This is a genomic window from Streptomyces sp. NPDC014006, assembly GCF_043088925.1.
GTDB lineage: Bacteria > Actinomycetota > Actinomycetes > Streptomycetales > Streptomycetaceae > Streptomyces.
This window is the reverse complement of the sequence record NZ_JBICAJ010000001.1, coordinates 1,306,491-1,330,031: the sequence shown is the minus strand read 5'-3', so window position 1 is coordinate 1,330,031 and position 23,541 is coordinate 1,306,491. Positions and strand designations below refer to the sequence as shown.

Annotated in this window: 23 protein-coding genes; 16 read left to right on the top strand and 7 right to left on the bottom strand. The window is 72.1% G+C overall.

Features of this window, described 5'->3' with window-relative positions:
* Positions 1 to 117: 117 nt before the first annotated feature.
* The 6 genes from ACF1GV_RS06080 (at position 118) to thpD (ending at position 6,043) form a co-directional block, all read left to right on the top strand.
* Positions 118 to 1,218: a pyridoxal-phosphate-dependent aminotransferase family protein gene (locus tag ACF1GV_RS06080; RefSeq protein WP_391678285.1), complete on the top strand. Its 1,101-nt coding sequence runs from the start codon at positions 118 to 120 to the stop codon at positions 1,216 to 1,218.
* A gap of 789 nt (positions 1,219 to 2,007) precedes the next feature.
* Positions 2,008 to 2,535, top strand: a complete 528-nt coding sequence (locus ACF1GV_RS06075) for a DinB family protein (RefSeq protein WP_391678284.1) — start codon at positions 2,008 to 2,010, stop codon at positions 2,533 to 2,535.
* Positions 2,536 to 2,870: 335 nt separating this feature from the next.
* Entirely contained in the window at positions 2,871 to 3,386 is a 516-nt protein-coding gene (gene ectA, locus ACF1GV_RS06070; protein WP_363267744.1) for a diaminobutyrate acetyltransferase, read from the top strand.
* A gap of 13 nt (positions 3,387 to 3,399) precedes the next feature.
* On the top strand, positions 3,400 to 4,671 hold the full coding sequence (gene ectB, locus ACF1GV_RS06065) for a diaminobutyrate--2-oxoglutarate transaminase (protein ID WP_363267745.1): 1,272 nt from the start codon (positions 3,400 to 3,402) through the stop codon (positions 4,669 to 4,671).
* Between the two features lie 56 nt (positions 4,672 to 4,727).
* Positions 4,728 to 5,132, top strand: coding sequence for an ectoine synthase (locus ACF1GV_RS06060; protein WP_361636407.1), 405 nt, complete (start codon positions 4,728 to 4,730; stop codon positions 5,130 to 5,132).
* A 5-nt stretch (positions 5,133 to 5,137) separates the two neighbouring features.
* On the top strand, positions 5,138 to 6,043 hold the full coding sequence (gene thpD / locus ACF1GV_RS06055) for an ectoine hydroxylase (protein ID WP_391678281.1): 906 nt from the start codon (positions 5,138 to 5,140) through the stop codon (positions 6,041 to 6,043).
* 92 nt (positions 6,044 to 6,135) lie between these two features.
* Here thpD and ACF1GV_RS06050 read toward each other — a convergent pair whose 3' ends face one another.
* The 3 genes from ACF1GV_RS06050 to ACF1GV_RS06040 all read right to left on the bottom strand — a co-directional run bounded on the left by ACF1GV_RS06050 (position 6,136) and on the right by ACF1GV_RS06040 (position 8,682).
* Positions 6,136 to 7,197 (bottom strand): aminotransferase class V-fold PLP-dependent enzyme, encoded by a 1,062-nt coding sequence (locus ACF1GV_RS06050; RefSeq protein WP_391678279.1) that lies wholly within the window; start codon positions 7,195 to 7,197, stop codon positions 6,136 to 6,138.
* Positions 7,198 to 7,301: 104 nt separating this feature from the next.
* On the bottom strand, positions 7,302 to 8,018 hold the full coding sequence (locus ACF1GV_RS06045; protein ID WP_391678512.1) for a DsbA family oxidoreductase: 717 nt from the start codon (positions 8,016 to 8,018) through the stop codon (positions 7,302 to 7,304).
* Between the two features lie 82 nt (positions 8,019 to 8,100).
* Positions 8,101 to 8,682: a TetR/AcrR family transcriptional regulator gene (locus ACF1GV_RS06040; protein WP_391678511.1), complete on the bottom strand. Its 582-nt coding sequence runs from the start codon at positions 8,680 to 8,682 to the stop codon at positions 8,101 to 8,103.
* Between the two features lie 108 nt (positions 8,683 to 8,790).
* On the opposite strand from ACF1GV_RS06040, the gene ACF1GV_RS06035 reads away from it, so the two are divergent.
* Complete coding sequence (locus ACF1GV_RS06035) at positions 8,791 to 9,690, top strand: DMT family transporter (RefSeq protein WP_391678277.1); 900 nt, start codon at positions 8,791 to 8,793, stop codon at positions 9,688 to 9,690.
* Positions 9,691 to 9,952: 262 nt separating this feature from the next.
* On the opposite strand, the gene ACF1GV_RS06030 is transcribed toward ACF1GV_RS06035, so the two are convergent.
* On the bottom strand, positions 9,953 to 11,482 hold the full coding sequence (locus tag ACF1GV_RS06030; RefSeq protein WP_391678275.1) for an aldehyde dehydrogenase (NADP(+)): 1,530 nt from the start codon (positions 11,480 to 11,482) through the stop codon (positions 9,953 to 9,955).
* 114 nt (positions 11,483 to 11,596) lie between these two features.
* Between ACF1GV_RS06030 and ACF1GV_RS06025 the strand changes: the two genes are divergently transcribed.
* The 9 genes from ACF1GV_RS06025 to ACF1GV_RS05985 all read left to right on the top strand — a co-directional run bounded on the left by ACF1GV_RS06025 (position 11,597) and on the right by ACF1GV_RS05985 (position 20,070).
* Positions 11,597 to 12,370 carry an IclR family transcriptional regulator gene (locus ACF1GV_RS06025; protein ID WP_361636390.1) on the top strand — a complete coding sequence of 258 codons (774 nt, stop codon included), beginning with the start codon at positions 11,597 to 11,599 and terminating at the stop codon, positions 12,368 to 12,370.
* Between the two features lie 41 nt (positions 12,371 to 12,411).
* Positions 12,412 to 12,882, top strand: coding sequence for a GNAT family N-acetyltransferase (locus ACF1GV_RS06020; protein ID WP_391678271.1), 471 nt, complete (start codon positions 12,412 to 12,414; stop codon positions 12,880 to 12,882).
* Positions 12,883 to 13,017: 135 nt separating this feature from the next.
* Positions 13,018 to 14,163, top strand: a complete 1,146-nt coding sequence (locus ACF1GV_RS06015; protein ID WP_391678269.1) for a hypothetical protein — start codon at positions 13,018 to 13,020, stop codon at positions 14,161 to 14,163.
* Complete coding sequence (locus ACF1GV_RS06010; protein WP_391678267.1) at positions 14,160 to 15,464, top strand: sensor histidine kinase; 1,305 nt, start codon at positions 14,160 to 14,162, stop codon at positions 15,462 to 15,464. The genes ACF1GV_RS06015 and ACF1GV_RS06010 overlap by 4 nt, the downstream gene beginning before the upstream one ends.
* A gap of 19 nt (positions 15,465 to 15,483) precedes the next feature.
* Positions 15,484 to 16,143: a response regulator gene (locus tag ACF1GV_RS06005; protein ID WP_391678266.1), complete on the top strand. Its 660-nt coding sequence runs from the start codon at positions 15,484 to 15,486 to the stop codon at positions 16,141 to 16,143.
* Positions 16,144 to 16,197: 54 nt separating this feature from the next.
* Positions 16,198 to 17,649, top strand: a complete 1,452-nt coding sequence (locus ACF1GV_RS06000) for a peptidoglycan D,D-transpeptidase FtsI family protein (protein ID WP_391678263.1) — start codon at positions 16,198 to 16,200, stop codon at positions 17,647 to 17,649.
* A gap of 201 nt (positions 17,650 to 17,850) precedes the next feature.
* Positions 17,851 to 18,420, top strand: coding sequence for a SigE family RNA polymerase sigma factor (locus ACF1GV_RS05995; RefSeq protein WP_391678261.1), 570 nt, complete (start codon positions 17,851 to 17,853; stop codon positions 18,418 to 18,420).
* Positions 18,417 to 19,154: a hypothetical protein gene (locus ACF1GV_RS05990; protein WP_391678258.1), complete on the top strand. Its 738-nt coding sequence runs from the start codon at positions 18,417 to 18,419 to the stop codon at positions 19,152 to 19,154. Before ACF1GV_RS05995 ends, ACF1GV_RS05990 begins: the two co-directional genes overlap by 4 nt.
* Before the next feature lie 85 nt (positions 19,155 to 19,239).
* Positions 19,240 to 20,070, top strand: coding sequence for a pectate lyase (locus tag ACF1GV_RS05985; protein ID WP_391678255.1), 831 nt, complete (start codon positions 19,240 to 19,242; stop codon positions 20,068 to 20,070).
* Positions 20,071 to 20,197: 127 nt separating this feature from the next.
* Here the strand turns inward: ACF1GV_RS05985 and ACF1GV_RS05980 are convergent, their stop codons facing one another.
* Genes ACF1GV_RS05980 through ACF1GV_RS05970 form a run of 3 tightly spaced genes read right to left on the bottom strand, consistent with a single transcriptional unit; the run spans position 20,198 to position 23,513 of the window.
* Entirely contained in the window at positions 20,198 to 20,995 is a 798-nt protein-coding gene (locus tag ACF1GV_RS05980; protein WP_391678252.1) for an HAD family acid phosphatase, read from the bottom strand.
* Positions 20,996 to 21,013: 18 nt separating this feature from the next.
* Complete coding sequence (locus tag ACF1GV_RS05975) at positions 21,014 to 22,189, bottom strand: pectinesterase family protein (protein WP_391678250.1); 1,176 nt, start codon at positions 22,187 to 22,189, stop codon at positions 21,014 to 21,016.
* Position 22,190: 1 nt separating this feature from the next.
* Entirely contained in the window at positions 22,191 to 23,513 is a 1,323-nt protein-coding gene (locus tag ACF1GV_RS05970; protein ID WP_391678248.1) for a polysaccharide lyase family 1 protein, read from the bottom strand.
* Positions 23,514 to 23,541: the final 28 nt, after the last annotated feature.

Below are 23,541 nucleotides of genomic sequence, written 5' to 3'. Positions count from 1 at the left end.
GAAAGGCGCGCCGGGCAAGGGGGACCAACCCGCCCAAGACGCCGTGACGGAGGGGGCCTGGGGGGTGACGGTTACCCTCGATATGGCCGTACCCCGTGAAGTGAAGAGAGCACCCCCGTGACCCACCCGTTCCTGGACCTCGCCCCGCTGAGCGCCGCCCGCTTCGCCTCCATCGAGGACCGGGTGGCGCGGCTGCTCTCCACGGAGCAGGACGTGCTGATCATGCAGGGCGAGGCGCTGCTTCCGCTGGAGGGCGCGATCCGTGCGACCGCCGGGCCGGGCACGACCGCGCTGAACGTGATCACGGGGCCGTACGGGCAGACCTTCGGCGACTGGCTGCGGGACTGCGGGGCGAAGGTGATCGATCTGTCGGTGCCGTTCCGCACGGCGGTGAGCGCCGAGCAGATCCGTCGGGCCTTCGCCGAGCGCCCGGAGATCGACTTCGTCTCGCTGGTGCACGCGGAGGCGGCGACCGGCAACACCAACCCGGTCGCGGAGATCGGCCCGGTGGTGCGGGAGCACGGCGCGCTGTTCTACCTGGACGCGGTGGCCTCCGTCGGCGCCGAGCCGGTGCTGGTGGACGCGTGGGGTGTCGACCTGTGCGTGATCGGCGCGCAGAAGGCGATGGGCGGTCCGGCCGGGGTGTCGGCGGTGTCGGTGAGCGAGCGGGCATGGGCGCGGATGGCGGCCAACCCCGGGGCGCCGCTGCGGTCGTACCTGTCCCTGCTGGACTGGAAGGAGCGCTGGCTCGACGGCGGCCGCCGGGCGCTGCCGCACGCGCCGGCGCAGCTGGAGATGCTGGCGCTCGAGGCCTGCCTCGACCGCATCGAGGCGGACGGCCTGGAGGCGGTGACGGCCCGGCACGCGCGTGCCGCGGCGGCCACACGCGCGGGTGCGGTGGCGCTGGGCGGCGGCCTTCAGCCGTATGTGGACCGGGCGGCCGAGGCCGCGCCGGTGGCCACGACCCTGCGGGCGCCGGCCGGCGTGGACGCCTCGGAACTGGTCGCGCTGGCCCTCGCGAGCGACCCGGCGCTGCCGCTGGCCGCGGGCGGGGGTGCGCTGGCCACGGAGATGATCCGCGTCAACCACTACGGCCCGGACGCGACACCGGGCACGGTACGCGGCTGCCTGACGGCACTGGGGACGGCCCTGGCCGGCAGGAACCTGGACGCCGACCTGCCGTCGGCACTGCAAGCCGCGGACGAAGCCTGGCGCTGACCGCCGGGAGCTGCCCGCCGGGAGCTGCCCGCCGGGAGCTGCCCGCCTGGCGCCGGCCGCGCGGGCGGGGGTGCGCCGGGCGTGGGTGGCCCGGCGCCGAAGCCGGACGCCGGGACCGGACACCGAGGTACGACGCCGGGACCAGACACCCGCGTCGGACGCCGAGGCCGGGTGCCAGGCACCCGGACCGGCGGCCGGGCCGGACGGCAAGGACGGGTGCCTGGGCCGGGGGCCGAGGCCAGACGCCGGCTGGCGCCCCCGGGGTCGCGCAGCGCCGCACGCAGTGTGGGCCCCGCTCCCCCGCGGTGCCAAAGGCCGGAGCCTTGGCGCCGGGACCGGGGCCAGAGGCCGGGACCGGAGCCTGGCGCCGGAGCCCGAGGCCGCGACCGGAGCCCGAAGCTGGGGCGCGAGCCAAGGGCTGGAGCCCGCCGCGGCCCAGCCTTGGCCGGACCCTGGCTGGCGCCCCCCGGTTCGCGCGGCGCGGCAGGCCCCACGCCCCGCTCCCCCGCAGGGCCCAAGGCCGAGGCTGGAGCCCGACGCCGAGGCCGGACGCCGAAGGCAAAGGCACCGGTCGGACGCCGAGACCGGACACCGGAGCCTGAAGCTGGAGCCCGAGGCCGACGCTGGAGCCCGGGGCCGGAGCCCGACACCCGGGTCAGACGCTGGAGCCGGACGTCGAGCCGGACGCCGGACACGGGGCCGGAGGCCGGGGTGGAGGACCGTCCGGCGGCACCGCCGCGGCCGTGTCGGCGAAGGTCCGGCCGCGGGGTGGCGTGCCATCCTCGGGCCATGGCCAACGACGCGCACCAGACCCTGCCCGACGGTCGCCCCGTGCCGCTGCTGACCGGGGAGGAGCGGCCCATGCTGGAGAGCTGGCTCGCCTTTCACCGGGCCACGCTGGAGCTGAAGTGCGCGGGGCTGGACGACGGGCAGGTGCGGCTGGCGGCGGCCGAGCCGTCCTCCATGACGCTGCTCGGGCTGGTGCAGCACCTGGCCGAGGTGGAGCGCACCTGGTTCCAGCGGGTGTTCGCGGGCCTCGACGTTCCACCGGTGTTCGGTGAGGAGACCGGGTACGCCCTCGACCCCGACCGGGGGCTGGCCGAGGCGCTGGCCATCTGGCGCCGGGAGGTGGCCCGCGGGCAGGAGCTGTGCGCCGGGCGCTCGCTGGAGGCCACCGGGCGTATCGCGGACGGGCCGATGACCGGCCTCGAGGTCTCCCTGCGCTGGGTGCTCATCCACATGATCGAGGAGTACGCCCGGCACAACGGCCACGCGGACATCCTGCGCGAGCGGATCGACGGCACGATCGGCGCCTGAATTAACGGCACACATCTATTCCGGGAATTCCATTCCCTTATTTCAGCCCTATTCTCATGGGTAGCTTCCCGTCTTCTTCTGCCCGCTTCTCGCGACCCTAAACGCGGAGATTTCGCGAACGCCGAGCGGGGGAATTCGGGCGGATCTCGCGCGGGTTACATGGTTGTGACGCGTTACACATCGCGTCCGTTTCACCACCTTTCTGCAGGACTAATACGGACAAACTTCCAGCAGATCGCCCACCTGCCCGCGCCCGCGCGATAACACAGAACGGGCGCGCAGGAAAGACCCACCCTCCATGCATTTTTCAATTTCACTCGGTAAATTCAATCCGCATGACTGCCGCACCAGCAGACCTGCTCATAGACCGCCCGTCGGTGGCCGACGGAGCCGCCCTGTGGCGTATCGCCAGGGACTCCGAGGCCCTCGATCTGAACTCCTCCTACAGCTACCTGCTGTGGTGCCGCGACTTCGCGGAGACCTCCGCGGTGGTGCGCCGGGAGGACGGCGAGCCGGTCGGCTTCATCACCGGGTACGTACGGCCCGAGCGGCCGCACACCCTGCTCGTCTGGCAGGTGGCCGTCGACGCCGCGTACCGCGGCAAGGGCCTCGCCGCCGCGCTGCTCGACGGGCTGACCGCCCGGCTCGCCGCCGAGCACCGGATCACCGACGTCGAGACCACGATCACCCCGGGCAACACCGCCTCCGAGCGGCTGTTCACCTCCTTCGCCGCCCGGCACGGCGCGCGGGTCGAACGGGAGGTCCTGTTCGACGCCGGACTGTTCCCGGACGGCCCGCACGACCCCGAAGTGCTGTACCGCATCGGCCCGCTGACCCTGACTTCCCACTGAGGAGCGATTCGTCGTGACCATCACCCAGCCCGACCTGAGCGTCTTCGAGACCGTCGAGTCCGAGGTACGCAGTTACTGCCGCGGCTGGCCGACCGTCTTCGACCGCGCGCAGGGCAGCCGCATGTACGACGAGGACGGCCACCAGTACCTGGACTTCTTCGCCGGTGCCGGGTCACTGAACTACGGCCACAACAACCCCGTACTGAAACGGGCGCTGATCGACTACCTGATGCGTGACGGCGTCACGCACGGCCTGGACATGTCGACCACGGCCAAGCGGTCGTTCCTGCAGACGTTCCAGGACCTGGTGCTGCGCCCCCGTGACCTGCCGTACAAGGTCATGTTCCCGGGGCCGACGGGCACCAACGCCGTGGAGGCGGCGCTGAAACTGGCCCGCAAGGTGAAGGGCCGCGAGGCGATCGTGTCGTTCACGAACGCCTTCCACGGCATGTCGCTGGGCTCCCTCGCCGTCACCGGCAACGCCTTCAAGCGGGCCGGCGCCGGCATCCCGCTGGTGCACGGCACCCCGATGCCGTTCGACAACTACTTCGACGGCACCATCCCGGACTTCCTGTGGTTCGAGCGGCTGCTGGAGGACCAGGGCTCCGGTCTGAACAAGCCCGCAGCGGTGATCGTGGAGACCGTGCAGGGCGAGGGCGGCATCAACGTCGCCCGGCCGGAGTGGCTGCGCGCGCTCAAGGAGCTGTGCGAGCGGCAGGACATGCTGCTCATCGTCGACGACATCCAGATGGGCTGCGGCCGCACCGGCGCCTTCTTCTCCTTCGAGGAGGCGGGCATCACGCCGGACATCGTCACCGTCTCCAAGTCCATCAGCGGCTACGGCCTGCCCATGTCACTGTGCCTGTTCAAGCCCGAGCTGGACGTGTGGGAGCCGGGCGAGCACAACGGCACCTTCCGCGGCAACAACCCGGCGTTCGTCACCGCCACCGCCGCGCTGGAGACGTACTGGGCCGACGGCGCCGCCATGGAGAAGCAGACCCGCACCCGCGGTGAGCAGGTCGAGCAGTGGCTGATCGCCATCACCGAGGAGAACCTCGCCGACGTCAAGGAGTACCGCGGCCGCGGCCTGGTGTGGGGCATGGAGTTCCACGACAAGGCCCGCGCCGGACGCATCGCGCACCGCGCCTTCGAGCTGGGGCTGCTGGTGGAGACCTCCGGCCCCGAGTCCGAGGTCGTCAAGCTGCTGCCGGCCCTGACCATCACCCCGGACGAGCTGGACGAGGGTCTGAAGACCCTGGCCCGCGCCGTCCGCGAGACCGCCTGAGACTCCCCTCACCCGCCCGCACCCGTACACCCCGACCTAGGAGGCATCGCAACACCGTGATCGTCCGTTCGTTCAAGGAGATCGAAGGCACCGACCGCCATGTGAAGGCCGCGTCCGGCACCTGGGAGAGCAAACGCATCGTGCTCGCCAAGGAGCGCGTCGGCTTCTCGCTGCACGAGACGATCCTCTACGCCGGGACCGAGACGTCGATGTGGTACGCCAACCACATCGAGGCCGTGGTCTGCACCCGGGGCGAGGCGGAGCTGACCGACCACGAGACCGGGAAGACCCACACGATCACGCCCGGCACCATGTACCTCCTGGACGGCCACGAGCGGCACACGCTCAAGGTCAAGGAGGACTTCCACTGCATCTGCGTGTTCAACCCGCCCGTCACCGGGCGTGAGGACCACGACGAGAACGGCGTCTACCCGCTGCTCACCGAACCCGAGGAGGTGTGAACCGCATGACGGCCACCACGACCCCGACCACCGTCACGGACCTGTACCCCACCCGCGGCACCACCGAAGTGACGGTTCCCCGGCAGGACCCGGTCGTCTGGGGCGCCCCGGACGCCCCGGGCCCCTTCGAGCCGGCCGACCTCGGCGCCTTCGAGCGTGACGGTTTCATCGCCGTCGACCAGCTCATCCGCCCCGACGAGGTCGCCGAGTACAAGCGCGAACTCGACCGGCTGGTCAGCGACCCGGTGATCCGCGAGGACGAGCGGTCCATCGTGGAGCCGCAGTCCAAGGAGATCCGCTCCGTCTTCGAGGTGCACCGCATCAGCGAGGTGTTCGCGAAGCTGGTGCGCGACGAGCGGGTCGTCGGCCGCGCCCGGCAGATCCTCGGCTCGGACGTGTACGTCCACCAGTCCCGGATCAACGTCAAGCCGGGCTTCGGCGCCAGCGGCTTCTACTGGCACTCCGACTTCGAGACCTGGCACGCGGAGGACGGTCTGCCGCGGATGCGGACCGTGTCCGTGTCGATCGCGCTGACCGAGAACTTCGACACCAACGGCGGTCTGATGATCATGCCGGGGTCGCACAAGACGTTCCTCGGCTGCGCCGGCGAGACGCCGAAGGACAACTACAAGAAGTCGCTGCAGATGCAGGACGCGGGCACCCCGTCCGACGAGGCGCTCACGTCGCTCGCGAGCGAGCACGGCATCCGGCTGTTCACCGGCAGGCCGGGCTCGGCGACCTGGTTCGACTGCAACGCCATGCACGGCTCCGGCGACAACATCACGCCGTACCCGCGCAGCAACGTCTTCATCGTGTTCAACAGCGTGGAGAACACGGCTGTGGAGCCGTTCGCGGCGCCGATCCGGCGGCCGGAGTTCATCGGCGCGCGGGACTTCACTCCCGTCCGGTGAGCTGACCGGGCACCCGACCACCGGGCCGGGACCTCCTCGTGTGGGACGGGGGGTCCCGGCCCGGTCGTGTGCCCGGGCCGGGGCGGGTGCGCTCAGCGGGCCAGCACGTCCAGCAGCCGGTCCACGTCCGCGGCCGTGTTGTACAGGTGGAACGCGGCGCGCAGGTTGCCGGCACGGTCGGAGACCTCGATGCCCGCCTCGCTCAGCCTGCTCTGCCGGTGGCCCAGGCCGGGCACGGACACGATCGCGGAACCCGGCGCCGCGATCGGCTCGTGGCCGAGGGCGTCGAGCCCCTTGCGGAACCGCTCGGCGAGCGCCACGTCGTGTGCGTGGACGGCGTCCACGCCCAGTTCCTCGATCAGTTCGAGCGAGGCGCGCAGCCCGGCGTAGCTGAAGAGGGCGGGGCTGACGTCGAACCGCCGGACGGCGCGGGCGAGTTCGGTGACCGGTCCGTAGCAGCTGTCCCAGGGCTTCTCCCCCGCGGACCAGCCGGCGAGCAGCGGGGTGAGCCCGCCGAAGTCCCGGGTGACGTCCGGGGCGACGAAGAACGCGGCGCCGTGCGGGCCCATGAGCCACTTGAATCCGACGGCGGCGAGGAAGTCGCAGGCGTCCGCGTCGACGGGCAGCCAGCCGGCCGACTGGGAGGCGTCGAGGTAGACCCGGGCGCCGTGCGCGCGGGCCGCCTCCCGCACCGCTGCGAGGTCGGCGAGGCGCCCGTCGGCGGACTGGGCGACGCTGACCGCGACGAGCGCGGTGCCGGGGCGCACGGAGTCGGCGAGTTTCTCCAGCGGTACGGCGCGCACGGTGAGGTCGGCGCGCATGTGGAAGGGGTTCACCAGGGAGGAGAAGTCGGCCTCGGCGGTGAGGACTTCGGCTCCCTCGGGCAGCGAGGCGGCGATCAGCGCGCCGTACTCGGCGACCGAGGCGCCGGTCGCCACCCGCTCCACCGGGACGCCGGTCAGCCGGGCGAAGGAGGCGCGGACGGCCTCCACGTCCTCGTACAGGGAACCGAGCGGCCTGCCCTCGGCGCGCAGCCGGACCGCTCGGTGCAGGGCGGTCACGGTGCGGGCCGGGAGCAGGCCGTTGCTCGCGGTGTTCAGGTAGGTGTTCTCCGGGGCGAACTCGGCGCGGACGAGGCTCTCGAAGGTCTCCATGGGACCACTGTGCGGCCCCTTGAACTCCCCGTCCATTGCGATTTTTTGCCCGGTACCGCCAAGGACTGCTTATGGGTACGCGGTGAGCTGCGGCTTTGTGGGGGTCAGCCGTGATGGGGCACCGCGCATCCGTCCGGACCGCACGCCTCGGCGCCGCCGTCGTCCAGGAGGGTGAGCGGGGAGCGCTCGCCCCATGCCTGGGTGAGCGCCTGGGTGAAGACCTCGGCGCTCTGGGCGCCGGAGACGCCGTAGGCGCGGTCGAGCACGAAGAACGGCACACCGCGCGCCCCGAGCCGGGCGGCCTCGCGCTCGTCCTCGCGGACGGCGTCGGCGTAGGCGTCCGGGTCGGCGAGGACGGTGCGGGTCGCTTCCTCGTCGAGTCCTGCGGTCACGGCCAGGTCGACCAGTCGCTCGTCGTCGTTGTAGACAGACCGCTCCTCGGCGAAGTTGGCCTTGTACAGCGCGTCCAGCAACTCCTCCTGCCTACCCTGCTCCTTGGCGAAGTGCAGCAGGCGGTGCATGTCGAAGGTGCTGCCGTGGTCGCGGCCGCGGGTGCGGTAGTCCAGGCCCATGGCGGCGGCCTGGGCGCCGAGGTTGTCCTCGCCGGCCTGCGCCTGCGCCTCGCTCATGCCGTACTTCTTGGTCAGCATGGTGAGCACGGGCTGGATGTCGTCCTTGGCCCGGCCGGGGTCCAGCTCGAAGGAGCGGTGCACGACCTCCACCTGGTCGCGGTGCGGGAAGGCCGCGAGCGCCTGCTCGAAGCGGGCCTTGCCGACGTAGCACCAGGGGCAGGCGATGTCGCTCCAGATCTCGACGCGCAGGGTCACGGCTCACTCACTCCAGGGTCGCGGGGCGGGACGGGATGATCCGCCCTCAGTTGTGTGAACGTTCAAGGAGAGGGGTTCATTCCCCGGCCGGTCCCGCACCACGGTCCTCTGCGCCGGCCAGGAGAGCCCGCGCCTGTTCGCGGGCATGGTGGACGGGGTCCGCGAAGGTGTTCAGGCCGTGGGCGACGAGCGCTCCTTCGTGCAGCAGCATGAGCGTCCGGCCCAGATGGCCGGCCGCGTCCGGGGCGATGTCCGCGGCCAGGTCGGTGAACAGGTCGAGCATCCACCGCTTCTGCGCGGTGATGATCGCGTAGGCGGGATGAGACGGGTCGCTGATCTCGGCGTGCGCGTTGACCATGCTGCACCCTTTGGGGCTGTACGGCACCGCCCACGCGCGTGAGGCGTCGAAGACGGCCAGGACGCGCGCCGCCGGTCCGGGTGCGGCGTCCAGGTACGGGGCGAGGAAGGCCCGCCAGCGTTCGTCCCGGTCGGCGAGGTACTCCACGACGATCTGCTCCTTGGAGCCGAACCGGTCGTAGAGGGTCTTCTTCGTCACGCCGGCCTCGGCGGCGATCAGGTCCACCCCGACGGCGTGGATACCGCGCTCGTAGAACAGCCTCGCGGCGGCCTCGAGGACGCGTCGTGCGGCGGGCGTCATGGTGATCCGTCGCGGTCCTTCGGTGGTACTCACACCGCCAGAGTATACCGATCTGTATAGTACGCTGGACGCCAGCGGGTATACCGATCTGTTTAGTGGAGGTGGGGCGTGAACATCGTTCTCTCGACCGCCTTCGTGCTCTGCTGGAGTTCCGGATTCATCGGCGCGAAGCTCGGCGCCGGCAGCGCGGCCGCGGTCACGATCCTCATGTGGCGCTTCCTGCCGCCGGCCATCACCCTGGCCGTCATCGCCGGCGTGCGCAGAGCCACGTGGCACCACCTCGGCAGGCGGGACCTGGCCCGGCAGGTCGTGATCGGCGTGCTCTCGCAGAGCGGCTATCTGTTCACCGTCTACTACGCGATCCAGCTCGGGGTCTCCAGCGGCACCACGGCCCTGATCGACGGCGTCCAGCCCCTTGTCGCCGGGGCGCTCGCCGGGCCGCTGCTGCATCAGTACGTCTCACGTGTGCAGTGGCTCGGCCTGTGCCTGGGGTTGGGCGGCGTCGTCGTCGTCACCCTGGCCGATGCCGCGGTCGGCGCCAAAGTTGCCTGGTGGGCCTATCTCATCCCCTTCCTCGGCATGCTCTCGCTCGTGGCGGCGACGTTCCTCGAGAGCCGTTCGCGGGTGCGGGTCGCCCCCGCGATGTCGCTGACCGTCCACTGCGCCACCAGCGGCGCCGTCTTCACGGCACTTGCCGTGAGCGCCGGAGCCGCGAAACCGCCGCTCGAGCCTTCGTTCTGGGCAGCGATCACCTGGCTGGTGCTCTTGTCGACCTTCGGCGGGTACGGGCTGTACTGGCTCATCCTGAACCGCTCCGGAACCACCCAGGTCAACACGCTCATGTTCCTCATGGCTCCGGTCACGGCGGTCTGGGGTGCCCTCATGTTCGGCGAACCGTTCGGTGCACAGACGGCCCTCGGCCTGGCGATCGGCCTCACGGCCGTCGTCGTCGTCCGTCGCGGTGCCACCTCATCCACCAAGGCGCAGGTCAGGCAGGCCGGCGAATGATCACGCCGCGGGCTCCAGGCGGTTGAACCGGGCGCGGTACGCGCTCGGGGTGACTCGGCGACGAACATCGCCCCCGGCGAACTGGCGGCTTACTACGGCACCCGCGTGCCGATGCCGCTGGGCTGGGCACAGGGCTCGGGCAACGCCGTCGAGGGGCGCGGGGAACTGCGCGGGCAACTCACCACGCCCCGCAGCCCGCATCCCGCCCCGCAGCCCGCATCCGCCCCGCACCCCTACGGCGAAGCCGCGACCCCTCAAACCGCTAGCGCTCCAGCCGCCCGTTGAACCGGCGCGGCAGCCCCAGCGGGTTGTCGTCCCGCAGCTCCGGCGGCAGCAGCGCCTGGGGCGCCCCCTGGTACACCACCGGCCGCAGCCACCGCTCGATGGCGGTGCCGCCCACCGACGTGGACGTCGACGTGGTCGCCGGGTACGGCCCCCCATGGTGCTGCGCCGGCGCCACCGCGACGCCGGTCGGCCAGCCGTTGACCAGCACCCGACCCGCCAGCGGGGTCAGCTCCTGAAGGATCTCCGCCCCGCGGCCCTCCCCGGCGGCCTCGTCCGACGACAGCTGAACCGTCGCCGTGAGGTTGCCCGGGAGCCGGGACAGCACGCCCTTGACCTCGGCCTCGTCCTCGTAGCGGGCCACGACGGTGACCGGGCCGAAGCACTCCTCGAGGAGCAGGTCGTACGCCCCCTCCTCGGCCAGCCTGCTCGCCGGCACGGTCAGGAAGCCCGGGCTGACCGTGTGCTCGCCACCGGCGCCCGGAGTCACCGGCGTCTCGACGTCGGGGAGCTGGGCGCGCTCGGCGACCCCGGCCACGAAGTTGTCCCGCATGCGGTGGTCGAGCAGCACGCCGGCGCCGGTGTTGCTGACCGCGTCGGTGAGGGACTTGACTAGCCCGTCGCCCGCCGCGCCGGACGGCACCAGCACCAGGCCCGGCTTGACGCAGAACTGGCCGACCCCGAGGGTCATCGACCCGGCGAGCCCGGTGCCGATCGCCTCCGGGCGCTCGGCGGCCGCTGCCTCGGTCACCACGACCGGGTTCAGCGAGCCCAGCTCGCCGTGGAACGGGATCGGCACCGGACGGGCGGCGGCCGCGTCGAACAGCGCCCGGCCGCCGCGCACCGACCCGGTGAAGCCCGCGGCGGTGACCAGCGGGTGCTTGATCAGCTCGACGCCGGCCTCGAAGCCGTGGACGAGACCCAGGACGCCCGCGGGGATGCCGTGCTCCGCGGCGGCGTTCCGCAGGACCTTCGCGACCAGCTCGGACAGTCCCGGGTGGTCGGGGTGGGACTTGACGACGACCGGGCAGCCCGCGGCGAGCGCGCTCGCCGTGTCGCCGCCGGGCACGGAGAAGGCGAAGGGGAAGTTGGACGCGGAGTAGACCGCGACGACACCGAGCGGGATCTTGTAGCGGCGCAGGTCCGGGACCGGCGGGGTCGCGGTGTCGTCGGGGTGGTTGATGACGACGTCGAGGAAGGCGCCCTCGTCGACGATGTCCGCGAAGGCGCGCAGCTGGTAGCAGGTGCGGGCGAGTTCGCCGGTGAGCCGGACCGGGCCGAGCGCGGTCTCCGCGTCGGCGACCTCGACGAGGTGGTCCTGCGCCGCGTGCAGCCGGTCGGCGGCGGTGCGCAGGAAGGCGGCTCGGACGGTGCGGTCGGCGAGCGAGTCGCGGGCGGCGTGCGCGGCGCGGACGGCGGCGTCCACCTCCTGGGCTGTGGCTTCCACCGCAACCTGTTCCCGCTGCTTCCCGGTTCGGGGGTCGACACTCCAGACTGGTGCTGCTGCCACCGTGGATCCCTCCCAGTACGTCGCCGCCCACCAGGGCGTTCGATATACTGAACACTGTCTCTGATGATGAACAGTTCGGAGACTATTTCCCGTCCAACGAAGGGGTCAAGGGCGATGTCGGCAGGCGAGACGGGCGGCGGGGCGCAGGTCAAATCGGCGGTACGGACGGTGGAGCTGCTGGAGTACTTCGCGGCGCGCCCCGGCATGCACTCCCTGGCGTCGGTGCAGGAGGCGGTCGGGTATCCCAAGTCCAGCCTGTACATGCTGCTGCGCACCCTCGTGGACCTGGGCTGGGTGGAGACCGACGCCACGGGCACGCGGTACGGCATCGGGGTGCGGGCGCTGCTGGTCGGCACCTCCTACATCGACGGCGACGAGGTGGTCGCGGCGGCCCGGCCGACGCTGGACCGGCTCTCCGACGACACCACCGAGACCATCCACCTGGCCCGGCTGGACGGCACCAACGTCGTCTACCTCGCCACCCGGCAGTCGCAGCACTATCTGCGGCCCTTCACCCGGGTCGGCCGCCGGCTGCCCGCCCACTCCACGTCCCTGGGCAAGGCGATCCTCGCGACGTACAGCGACGAGCAGGTCCGCAAGATGCTCCCGGAGACGCTGCCGGCGCTGACCGAGAACACCATCACGGACCGCGAGAAGCTCATCGAGGAACTGCACCAGGTGCGCGAGCAGGGCTTCGCCGTGGACCGCGAGGAGAACACGCTGGGGCTGCGCTGCTTCGGCGTGTCGATCCCCTACCGCACCCCGGCCCGTGACGCCATCAGCTGTTCGGTGCCGGTCGCCCGCCTCACACCCGCCCACGAACAGCTCGTCAAGGACGCCCTGTTCGACGCCCGTGACCGGCTGACCCTGGCCACCCGCCGGCTCTGAGGGACGGGCACCCGTCCGGGGCGGCCCGTAGGCTCTGGGGCATGGATGTCGTACTCCGTGAGGTCCACGACAGTGATCTGCCGGTGTTCTTCCGGCACATGAACGACCCGGAAGCGCTGCGCATGGCCGCCTTCACGCCGAAGGATCCCGCCGACCGGGACGCCTTCGACGCGCACTGGCGGCTGCTGAGAGCGTCGTCCCACGTGCTGCGCACGATCCTCGCCGAGGGCGACGTGGTCGGCTCGGCGGCGGTGTACGGGGAGCCCGGTGAGCGCGAGGTGACGTACTGGGTGGACCGGGCGTACTGGGGGCGCGGGGTGGCCACGGCCGCGCTGCGGGCCCTGATCGGCGAGGTGCCCGAACGCCCGCTGTACGCGCGGGCGGCCGCCGACAACGCGGGCTCGCTGCGGGTGCTCGGCAAGTGCGGCTTCCGGGAGACGGCCCGCGCCACGGGGTTCGCGCAGGCGCGCGGCGAGGAGATCGAGGAGGTCGTGCTCCGGCTGCCGGGCTGACGACGTCCCGGCGGCCGGTCCGCCGTGCCGGGCGGCCCCTGTCCGCCGGGCTGACCCCGGTCTCCCCCCTGCGGCGGAGGCGGATCGTCACCGCGCAGGAGGCGAGGGCGCACGGGCGCGCGGGAGCGTGGGGGCATGACCCAGTCGCTCCCCCTTCCGCCTGCCGACCGGCCGGGCCGCCTGCTGCGGGCCGTCACCATCGCCGCCTGCGTGCCGTATCTCGCCCTCAAGACCGTCTGGATCAGCGGGAGCCGCGTCGGGATCCCGGACGGCAGCCCGCTGCTGGAGCACCCCGCCACCATGGCTGTGGCCAACGGGGTCACCGTGCTCATGGACGGCGCGGTGATCGTGCTGGCGCTGCTGCTGACCCGGCCGTGGGGGCGGCGGGTGCCGGCCTGGCTGCTCGCCCTTCCCGCCTGGGTGGCCACCGGGCTGCTCGCGCCGATCATGGCCGGGTACCCGCTCCAGTTGCTGGTCACGGCGCTGGGCGGGCGCGCGCACGCGGCCGGTGGCGGTGAACCCTTCCTGGACGCCTGGGTGTTCGCCGTGGTGTACACCGGCTTCATCGTGCAGGGCCTGTGCCTGGGCGCCCTGTTCGTGCGGTACGCCCGCGACCGGTGGGGCGGGCTGTGGCGCGGCCGCGTGGGGCAACTGCCGTCCGGGGCACCGGGGTCCGCACGGCGGATGTCCGCCGGCGCGGCCGCCGTCCTCGCACCGCCCGTCATGGCCCCGCATCTGGTCTGGCTGTCCGGCGGCACGGCCGGGCTCAGCGCGGGCCGCGTCGCCGGCCGGGACAGCGGGTTCTACGTCATGGAGGTCCTGTACGTCGTCTTCCTGGCGTCGGCCGTCGTCGGCGGCCTGCTCCTGGCGTTCCGCCGGGGCCGCAAGCTGCCCGTCGCGGTTCCCCTGACGGCGGCCTGGCTCGGCTCCGGCGCGACGGCCTGCTGGGGCGGCTGGCTCGCGGTGGCCTCGCTGACCGGCGTGGAGAAGGACGCCGACCGGCCCACATCCCTGATGAACCTCACCTACGCTGGCCACATGATCGTCGGGCTTCTGGTCGCCGCCGTCGGCGTGTCCTTCCTCGTGGAGCGGTCGGTGCGGCTCGGCGGACGGCCCGCGCCGGGCGCCGCGCGAGCGGCGGCGCTCGCCGGACGGGCGGCTGAGGCCGCCGGGCCCACCGCGGCGGGCACCGCGCGCGTGGCCTCCGGCGCCGGCCGACCGGCCGCCGGCCCCTGCGCGTCGGACACCAAACCGGCGGCGACCGGGAAGCCGACGACGTGAGATCCGGGGGCCGGCTGCTGTTCGGAAGGCGGGCGCGCCGCCGCTGGATCCACCTGATCCTCGGCGGTGCGCTCGCCATGCCGTACGTCTTCGTCGGCGAGGTGATCGTCGGGCCGGCCCTGGACTCCCGGTACGTCTTCGGCGATCTGCCGCTGCAACTGCTGTCGTTCGTCGTGGGGTTGCCGCTGGCCGCGCTCACCGGCGCCCTGTTCCCGATGACCCGCCCGCTGGAGGCGGGCGCGGCGCGCACCCTGTGCGGCATCGACCCCGACGCCCTCTCCCCCACCCCGGCCCGCGGCCGTGCCGCGCGCGGCCGGTCGGCGGCCTGGTTCACGCTGCATCTCGGGCTCGGCGGCATCCTGTCCGGAATGTCGCTGGCCGTGCCGCCGTTCGCGGTCGTCCTGATGGTGCTGCCGCTGTTCGCGGGGCTGCGCGGCACCGGTCTCGGCCTCCCCGAAGTCCTCGTCCACGGCTGGGGTCTGGCACTCGCCCCGCTCGCCGGTCTGGCCATGCTGGTGGCGCTCGCCGGGTGCGCGGCCGGCAGCGGGGCGCTGCTGGCCCGGTGGGCGCCCGCGCTGCTCGGGCCGACCCCGGAGGAGCGGCTGGCGGCCGCCGAGGCGCGCGCCGCCGACCTCGCCGTGCGCAACCGGCTCGCCCGCGAACTGCACGACTCCGTCGGGCACGCCCTCAGCGCCGTCACCCTGCAGGCGAGCGCGGCCCGCCGGGTGCTGGACAGCGACCCGGAGTTCGTCCGCGAGGCGCTCGCCGCGATCGAGGACACCACCCGGCGAACCGTCGGCGAACTCGACGCCGTCCTCGGCGTGCTGCGCGCCGGTGACACCCCCGGTACCGCGCCCGCGCCCACCCTCGCCGCCGACCTCGACGCCCTGCTGCGCCGTACCCGTGCGTGCGGGCTGCGGGTGCGGGCCGAGGTCGCTGTGGACCCGGCCGCGCTGCCCGACCTGGTCTCCCGGGAGGCGTACCGGATCGTGCAGGAGGGGCTGAGCAACGCGCTGAAGCACGGTGACGCCGGGATGGCGGTGGACGTGCGGATCACGGCGGCCGGCGCGCGTCTGGAGATCACCGTGACCAACCCCGTCGGCACCTGCCGCGCACCGGCCGTCCGGCCCGGCGGCGGCCACGGCCTGCGGGGCATCGCCGACCGGGCCCGGCTGCTGGGCGGCGCCGCCGAGGCCGGCCCGGCCGGGCAGGCGTGGCGGCTGCACGTCCACCTGCCGATACGACAAGCCGCACCACCCGGTGGAAGCAGCCGCACGGCCCCGCCGGGCACCACCGCATGATCCCGAGGAAGGGGGCCGTATGAGCCGGGAGCCGATCCGGATCGTCCTCGCCGACGACGAGCGCATGGTCCGCACCGCGCTGCACGCCATCCTGTCCGCCGAGCCGGACCTGGAGGTGGTCGGGGAGGCGGCGACCGGCGCCGAGGCCGTGACCGTCGTACGCGACCGGCGGCCGGACGTGGTGCTGATGGACGTGCGCATGCCGCAGATCGACGGCATCCGCGCCACCGAGCAGATCCTCGCCACACTCGCCGACCCGCCCCGTGTCGTCGTCGTCACGACCTTCGAGAACGACTCCTACGTGTACGACGCCCTGCGCGCCGGAGCCGCCGGGTTCCTGCTGAAGCGGGCGGACGCCGACACGCTGGTGCAGGCGGTACGGCTGGTCGCGCACAGCGACACCCTGCTGTTCCCCTTCGCCGTGCGCACGCTCGCGGCCGCGCACGCGCAGGCCCGGCCCGCGCCCCCGGCCTGGGTGACGCGCCTCACGGACCGCGAGCGCGAGGTGCTGCGCCTGATGGCGGCCGGGCTGACCAACGCGGAGATCGCCGGGCGCATGGGCGTCGGCCCCGCGACGGTGAAGACCCATGTGGCGTCGGTGCTGGCCAAGACCGGCGCCCGGGACCGGACCCAGGCGGTGATCGCGGCGTACGAAGCGGGCTTCCTGAGCGGACGATGAGAAAACCGGGCGCGAGGGAACGATCGACGCCTTTCCGCTCGTCTTCTGATCGGGATGAACAAGACGATCAGGCGCGCATCGGTCTTCGCGCTGCTCCTGGTGCTCGCCCTGCTGGCGCGGGCGACCTGGGTGCAGTTCTACGACGGCAAGGCGCTCGCGGACGACAAGGACAACCGGCGCAACGCGATCCAGACGTACGCGGAGCCGCTCGGCAACATCATCGTGGCCGGACGCTCCGTGACCGGCTCGGCGCGGACGTCGGGCGGTGACCTGGCGTACAAGCGCACGTACACGGACGGGAGGCTGTACGCGGCGGTGACGGGCTACGCCTCGCAGGCGTACGCCCCGACGCAGCTGGAGGGCATCTACGCGGAGCTGCTCAACGGCACGGACCCGCGGCTGCGGACGGTGATGGACACGGTCACCGGCAAGCGGGCCGACCCGGGCAACGTGCTGACGACCATCGACCCGGACGTGCAGAAGGCGGCGTACCAGGCGCTCGGCGGCAAGAAGGGCGGGGCGGTCGCCATCGACCCGAAGACGGGCCGGATCCTCGCCGTCGTGTCGGCGCCGTCGTACGACCCGTCCGCGCTCACCGACGCCAACACCGCGGGCACGGCGTGGAAGGAGCTGAACGCCGACCCGGACAAGCCGCTGAACAACCGGGGGCTGCGCCAGCCGCTGCCGCCGGGCTCCACGTTCAAGCTGGTGGTGGCCGCGGCCGCGCTGGAGGACGGGCTGTACTCCTCGGTGGACCAGCGCACGGTGAGCCCGGACCCGTACCGGCTGCCGTTGACCACGCAGGATCTGAGCAACGAGAATCCGTCGGCGCCGTGTGAGAACGCCTCCATCCGGGTCGCTCTTCAGTACTCCTGCAACAACGTCTTCGCGAAGATGGCGGTCGACCTGGGCCAGGACAAGGTGCGGGCGATGGCCGAGAAGTTCGGCTTCAACGACGAGCAGCGGGACGTGCCGGTTCGGGCGTACCCGAGCGTGTACCCCAAGGACATGGACAAGGCGCAGACGGCGCTGAGCGGCATCGGCCAGTTCGACGTGACGGCGACGCCGCTGCAGATGGCGATGGTGTCGGCGGCGATCGCCAACGGCGGCAAGCTGGTCTCGCCGCACATGGTGGCCCAGGTCACCGACAGCGGCGGTGACGTGCTGCAGAACTACGACGACGACGCGGGCAGCAAGGAGATCGTCAGCTCCCGCACCGCCGAACAACTGCAGTCGGCGATGCAGACGGTCGTCGAGGAGGGCACGGGCACCAACGCGCGGATCTCCGGCGCGACCGTCGGCGGCAAGACCGGTACGGCCCAGCACGGCGAGAACAACAGCAAGACGCCGTACGCCTGGTTCACCTCCTACGCCAAGGCCGGCGGCAAGGAGGTCGCGGTGGCGGTCATGGTCGAGCAGTCGGACGCGGCGCGCTCCGAGGTCAGCGGCAACGGGCTGGCGGCGCCGGTGGCGAAGGCCATGATGAAGGCCGCGCTGAAGGGCTAGCAAGGGACAGCAGGGCAGGGGGACTTGGGGGCAGCCGCTCGGGGCTGCCCCCTTCGTCCTGCCCGCATTCCCGCGGCGGGTTCGGTCCGCCATACGGTGTTCGAATTCCCGTACGCCGCTGGTACAGTTCCGGATCTCGTCCCGGCGCACCTTCGTTCGACTGTTCCGACGTCGGGACACCGCTGCGAGGAGAGACCGCCCGTGGGCACAGTCGTCGACGACGCCGCCTCCGTGGAGTTCCACGCCTTCTTCGAGCGCCACTACGCCGAACTCGCGCGCCTCGCCCATCTGCTGACCGGCGAGTCGGACGCCGCGGACGATCTGGCGGCCGACGCGTTACTGGCGCTGTGGCACCGCTGGGACCGGGTGCGCGCGGCTGAGCATCCGGTGGCGTACGCACGCGGGGTGGTCGCCAATCTGGCCCGCACCCGGATCCGCAGTGCGGTGCGGGAGCGGCGGCGGATCGCCCTGTTCTGGCCGCACCGCGAGGAGCGGACGGAGAACCCGGACGTCGCCGGCGTGGTCGATGTGCGCCAGGCGCTGCGCCGGCTGCCGTTCCGCAAGCGGGCGTGTGTGGTGCTGCGGCACGCCTTCGATCTGTCCGAGAAGGACACGGCGCTCACCCTCGGCGTGTCGGTGGGTACGGTGAAGAGCCAGACCTCCAAGGGCATGGCCGAACTGCAGCGGCTGCTCGGCCCGCAGGGGGCCGCGCCGACGATCCGGGCGGCGATGGCGCGCGCCACCGGCGAGGCGCAGGGAAGGAAGCGATGAGCATGCGGCGGGAGGGGCACGACGAACTGCGCGCCCGGCTGCGGCAGGCGGCCGGGGAGCATCAGCCCGACCGCACGCGCATGCTGGCCCGGATCGAACGCGGCATGACGGGGCGGGACCGCCCGGCGGCTCATCCCCCGGTGTGGGGCTGGACGCGGATCGCCGGCGCCGCGGCAGCGGTCGCGGGCCTGCTCGCGGCGGGCGGCTACGCGGTCGCCTCCGCCGTACGGGACGGCGCACCCGCGCAGCAGACGGTCGCCGTCTCCCCGACCCCGGTGACCTCGCCCGACGTCACACGCCGTCCATCCGCCGCGCCGGACACCGAGAACGGCCCGCTGTGGTCGGACGGCTCCATCGATCCGCACAGCAACGCGTTCTGGGCGCAGAGCGATCTCACCCTCAGGACCCGGGAACCACTGACCTCGCTCACGGTTCGGTTGCGGGTCGCGCAGACCGGCGGCGTGTCCTCCACCGGTGCCTGGCGGACCCTGCCGGAGGATGACTTCACGCTGACGGTCGGCGAGCGCGACGGCTTCCTGGTGTACACGTGGACCCTCAAGGCGGGGCGTACGGTCCCGGCGGGCGAGTGGGTGTTCGCGGGGCAGTACAACCACGGGCGCGGCGGCCGGGACGCCGGGGACGACCGTTACTCGATCACGGCGACGGCGGCCGGCGAGCCGTACACGGTCGGCGGCGACTTCGCGCCGCACCCGCCGAACAGCGGCGGCTCGTAGAGAACTTCACCGGGCACGGCAACCTTTTCCCCACCGGTGGCGACCACACGGCGCAAGAGTCACCACCCACTTGAGGAATCGGTACATGACTGCACCAGCTCAGCGCCGCGTCCGGCACCGCCGCACGGTCACCCGGCGGCGCGCCCTGATCGCCGGCTCCGCCGCCCTCGGCATCACCGGTGCCGCGCTCGTCACCACGACGCTGCTGTCCCCGGCGGGCGCGGCCACGCCGTGGCCGACGGCCAGGGGCAGCAAGGCCGTGGCGCAGACCATCGAGGTGTCGGGCACCTACGACGGCAGGCTGACCGAGTTCCACGGCACCGGCGACCTGGGGACCGACAGCCAGGACGAATCACAGGGCCCGATCTTCGAGCTGAAGGACGGCGCCGTCCTGAAGAACGTGATCATCGGCACTCCGGCCGCCGACGGCGTCCACTGCCTGGGCAGTTGCACTCTGCAGAACGTGTGGTGGCTCGACGTCGGCGAGGACGCCGCCACTTTCAAGGGCACCTCCGCGTCGGCCGTCTACACGGTCCACGGCGGCGGCGCGAGGAACGCCGACGACAAGGTGCTGCAGTTCAACGGCGCCGGGAAGCTGGTCGTGAGCAAGTTCCGGGTGGAGAACTTCGGCAAGCTGGTCCGCTCCTGCGGCAACTGCAAGAAGCAGTACAAGCGCACGATCATCGTCGATGACGTGGACGTGACCGCGCCGGGCAAGGCGATCGTCGGCGTCAACGCGAACTACGGTGACACGGCGTCGCTGCGGAACGTGCGCATCCACGGCGACACCAGGAAGAAGACCAAGATCTGCGTCCGCTTCCGGGGCAACAGCACCGGCAAGGAGCCCACCGAGCTGGGCACCGGCCCCGACGGCACGACCTGCCTGTTCTCGGCCTCGGACATCAGCTACGACTGACAGCCTCCGCCCACGGCGCGCCCCTGCCGGTGCCGACCGGCGGGGGCGCTGCCGCTGCCGCGTGCGCGGAACTAGGGCCTCTCGTTTGGATCATGCCGGGCTCGCGGCCTGATCCAGACGAAAGACCCTAGCCGACGTAGTACGTCGGGTTGGGCAGTTTGTACGTCCGGTCGGCGTAGCCGCCCTCGAGGTCGGAGTACTGGTCGCCGAAGTCGGCGATGACCTCGTAGCCGAGGTCGTCCTCGATGTGCCGGCGGGTGCCCGCCTTGTACTGCACGGTGGTGCAGTTCCAGGTGCCGGGGGTGGCGCAGTCGCTCAGGTAGGCCGGCGGGGCGGCCTTGTCCTTGAGGAACATGTGGCCGGCGTCCAGGTTCACATCGGCGCCGACCTTCTTCAGGTTCTCCACGGCGGCGGGGCGCTGGGCCTCGCTCAGACCGGAGTTGTAGAAGACCTCGACGCCCTTGGACTCGGCGTAGCGCACGAGTTCCGGGCTGCCGAACACGGCCGGGCGGTCGGCCTTGTTGACGTAGTCGTTCCAGGTGGTGCCGTTGTACGTGTAGTTGGTCTTCTTCTCGTAGTCGAGGCTGAGCAGCAGGGTGTCGTCGATGTCGAAGACGACGGCCGGCTTCTCGCCCTTTTTCAGCGCCTTGCGGGCGGCCTTGTCGATGTACTTGCGGGCGGCCGCGTCGATCTGCGCGAGGTCCTTGGCGTACGGGCTGGTGGGCGAGGCCTGGTAGACGCCGTTGCCGTCGAGCGTCGTGCCGTAGTAGCCGTCGATGTCCTTGACCAGGACGCCGATGTTGTACGGCTCGTGCGTGGAGTTGGCGGTCGACTGGTCGGCGGTGGCCGCGCCGGCGCCGTACAGGGCGGCGCCGGCGACGGCACAGGCGGCCGCGGCGGCCGCGAAACGCAGTGGCTTATGCATGACAAGTTTCTACGCGCGTCACCCCCTCGGGCGCGAGGTCCGTGGCCCGATCGATACCTCTTCCGCAGGCAAAAATCCGGTCAAGGTGCCCTGCGTCCAAGGCGTCCAGTCCCCCAGCCAGGCCGTCCGGGTGTGCTGGCGGGCCGCCTCCGCGTCGAGTTGCGGCCGGTTCTCCGGCACGGAGACGACGGCGCCTGGACCGGTGTCGCGGTACTCGGCGAAGCGCATGCTCTGCCAGGGGTAGGCGTCCCGCATGTTCGCGTAGGGCGCGGCCGGATCGATGCCGGGGCCGAGCCAGGTGTCGCGGACGGTGAGCATGGGGCGGGCGGTCGGGTCGGAGCTGGGCACCCACGGGCGGGCCAGCTTGTAGAACCCGTCCGGGGCCCCACTGGTGACGTGGCTGCGGGTGACCAGGTAGCCGCGTGGGTTGGCGCCCGCCGTGGAGGGCGCGAAGACGAAACCGTACGGCGGCGCGGCGAGGTCGGTGCGGTCCAGCGTCCAAAAGCGGCAGTGCTCGAACACCGCCGTCGCCCGCCCGAAGACGAAGTCGACGTCACCCTCGGCGTAGCAGTGGGCGAAGTACTGGCGGGCGAAGGTGCCGAGCGCCATGGTGTCGGCGTACAGGGTGTCCTGGTGGCCGAGGAAGCGGCAGTGCCAGAAGGAGCTGCGGTCGCCCTGCACCTTCAGCGCCACCGCCTGGGTGCCCTCCACGCCGGGGTGGCCGGCGCGCAGCCAGTCGTTGGCGAAGGTGATCCAGCGGGCGGTGAAGGCGTCGGCCTGCACGGTGACGGTGGCCGAGCCGCTGGTGCCGAAGGTGCCGCCGCCGGGCTTGGGCGTGCCGGCCGCGTTGTCGTACACGATCACGACATCGCGCGGATTCTCCGAGGCGCCGATCCAGGTAGCCCCCGTACGGCCGGTGTCGACGGCGACGGTCTCCCGGTAGATGCCCGGTGCGAGGACGAGCGTCCAGCCGGGACCGGTCGCGGCGGCGAGGGCGGCGCCGACGCTCGTCACGTCACCGGCGCCGCCGGGGTGGACGTACAGGGTGCGCTCGGTGAGCCGGGCCGCCGGTGAACCGAAACGGCCGAAGGGCGAGCGGCGCGCCGCGCCCGCGGGGGCCGCGAAGCCCAGCGCCAGGGCGGCGCCGGCACTCGCGGCCAGGAAGCCTCTGCGTCCGGTGACGAGGGGTTCCATGTCAGCGGACCTCTCCGGCGCCCGCGCCGTGGTCGACGATGGCGGGCACGGCGCGCGGCGGGTCGACGTGCGTGCGCCGGGTGGGCGTCCAGCCGGCGCCGGAGGCGAGGGTCTCGCCGGGGATCTCCGCGTTGTGCACGGCGATCAGATCGGTCGCGCGGCCGTTGACGTAGTTGTCGGCGGCGGTGACCGGGGCCTCCTTCCACTTCTTGAGGATCTTCCCGGCGGAAGCGCCCTCCGGCAGCGTGAAGGCGTTGTGCTCGGCGACCAGCTGGGACTCCATGCCGATGCCGTAGCTGTAGGAGTAGCCGTCGCCGGCCACGAAGTGGTTGTTGTAGGAGTCGACCTGGCCGAACCGCACACGCGGCGCCCGCTCGACCAGGTTGCGGAACAGGTTGTGGTGGAAGGTGACCTTCAGATGCCCGCGGTCCACGGCGGCCGTCGCGGCGCTGTCGCTGTTGCCGATGAGGATCGTCTTGTCGTGGTCGGCGAAGACGTTCCAGGAGGCCGTGACGTAGTCGGCGCCCTTGACGATGTCCAGCTCGCCGTCGTGCTGCTGATAGGTCATGCCGAAGTACACCGGCAGGGACGAGTCCGGGTGGGCGCCGTCGGTGAAGGTGTTGTGGTCCAGCCAGACATGGGTGGAGCCGTAGACCACGGCGCTGTCGTACTCGGAGTTCCAGTTGCCGGTGGCGCCGTCGGTGGGGTCCCACTGCGGGAAACAGTCGAGCGGGCTCTCGAAGGCGAGGTTGCGGACGATGACGTTGTCCACGCCGCTGATCTGCAGGCTCGCACCCTTGAAGCCGGCGTTGCGGCCCACTCCGATGATGGTGGTGTTGCCGGGCACGTTCGCCTTGATCTCCCTGGCCTGGTCGGCGGCGGACACCCGGCGCAGGCCCTCCGGGCTGTCGGCCGGCTCCTTGTCCAGGTCGGTGTCGTACCCCCACTTCTCCGGCGCGTACGTGTCCAGGTAGGCGGCGAAGTCGTAGCCGGGCGCGGCGAAGGCGTCACAGCCCTCGGAGACGGCGTCGATCGTCCCCGTCACCTTGATGATCTTCGGCGCGTCGCCGCCGGCGGCGAGGGCGGCCTTGAACTGCGCCCAGGTGCCGACGGTGTAGACGTGCGCGGCGTCGGCCGCGGCCCCGCCGGTGGTGCCGGTCCCAAAGGCGCCCCAGCCGTCCCGCGCGCCGAGCACCTGCCGGGCCGGGTCGCGGTGCTGCTCGTGGGCGGAGGCGGTCCCGGTGACGGACAGTACGAGGGCGGTGCAGCCGACGAGCGCGGCGGTTCTCTTCATGGCATGGGCATGCCACATACGTGCGTGCATGGTGCGGCTCTCCTTCTCGAAGGGGAAG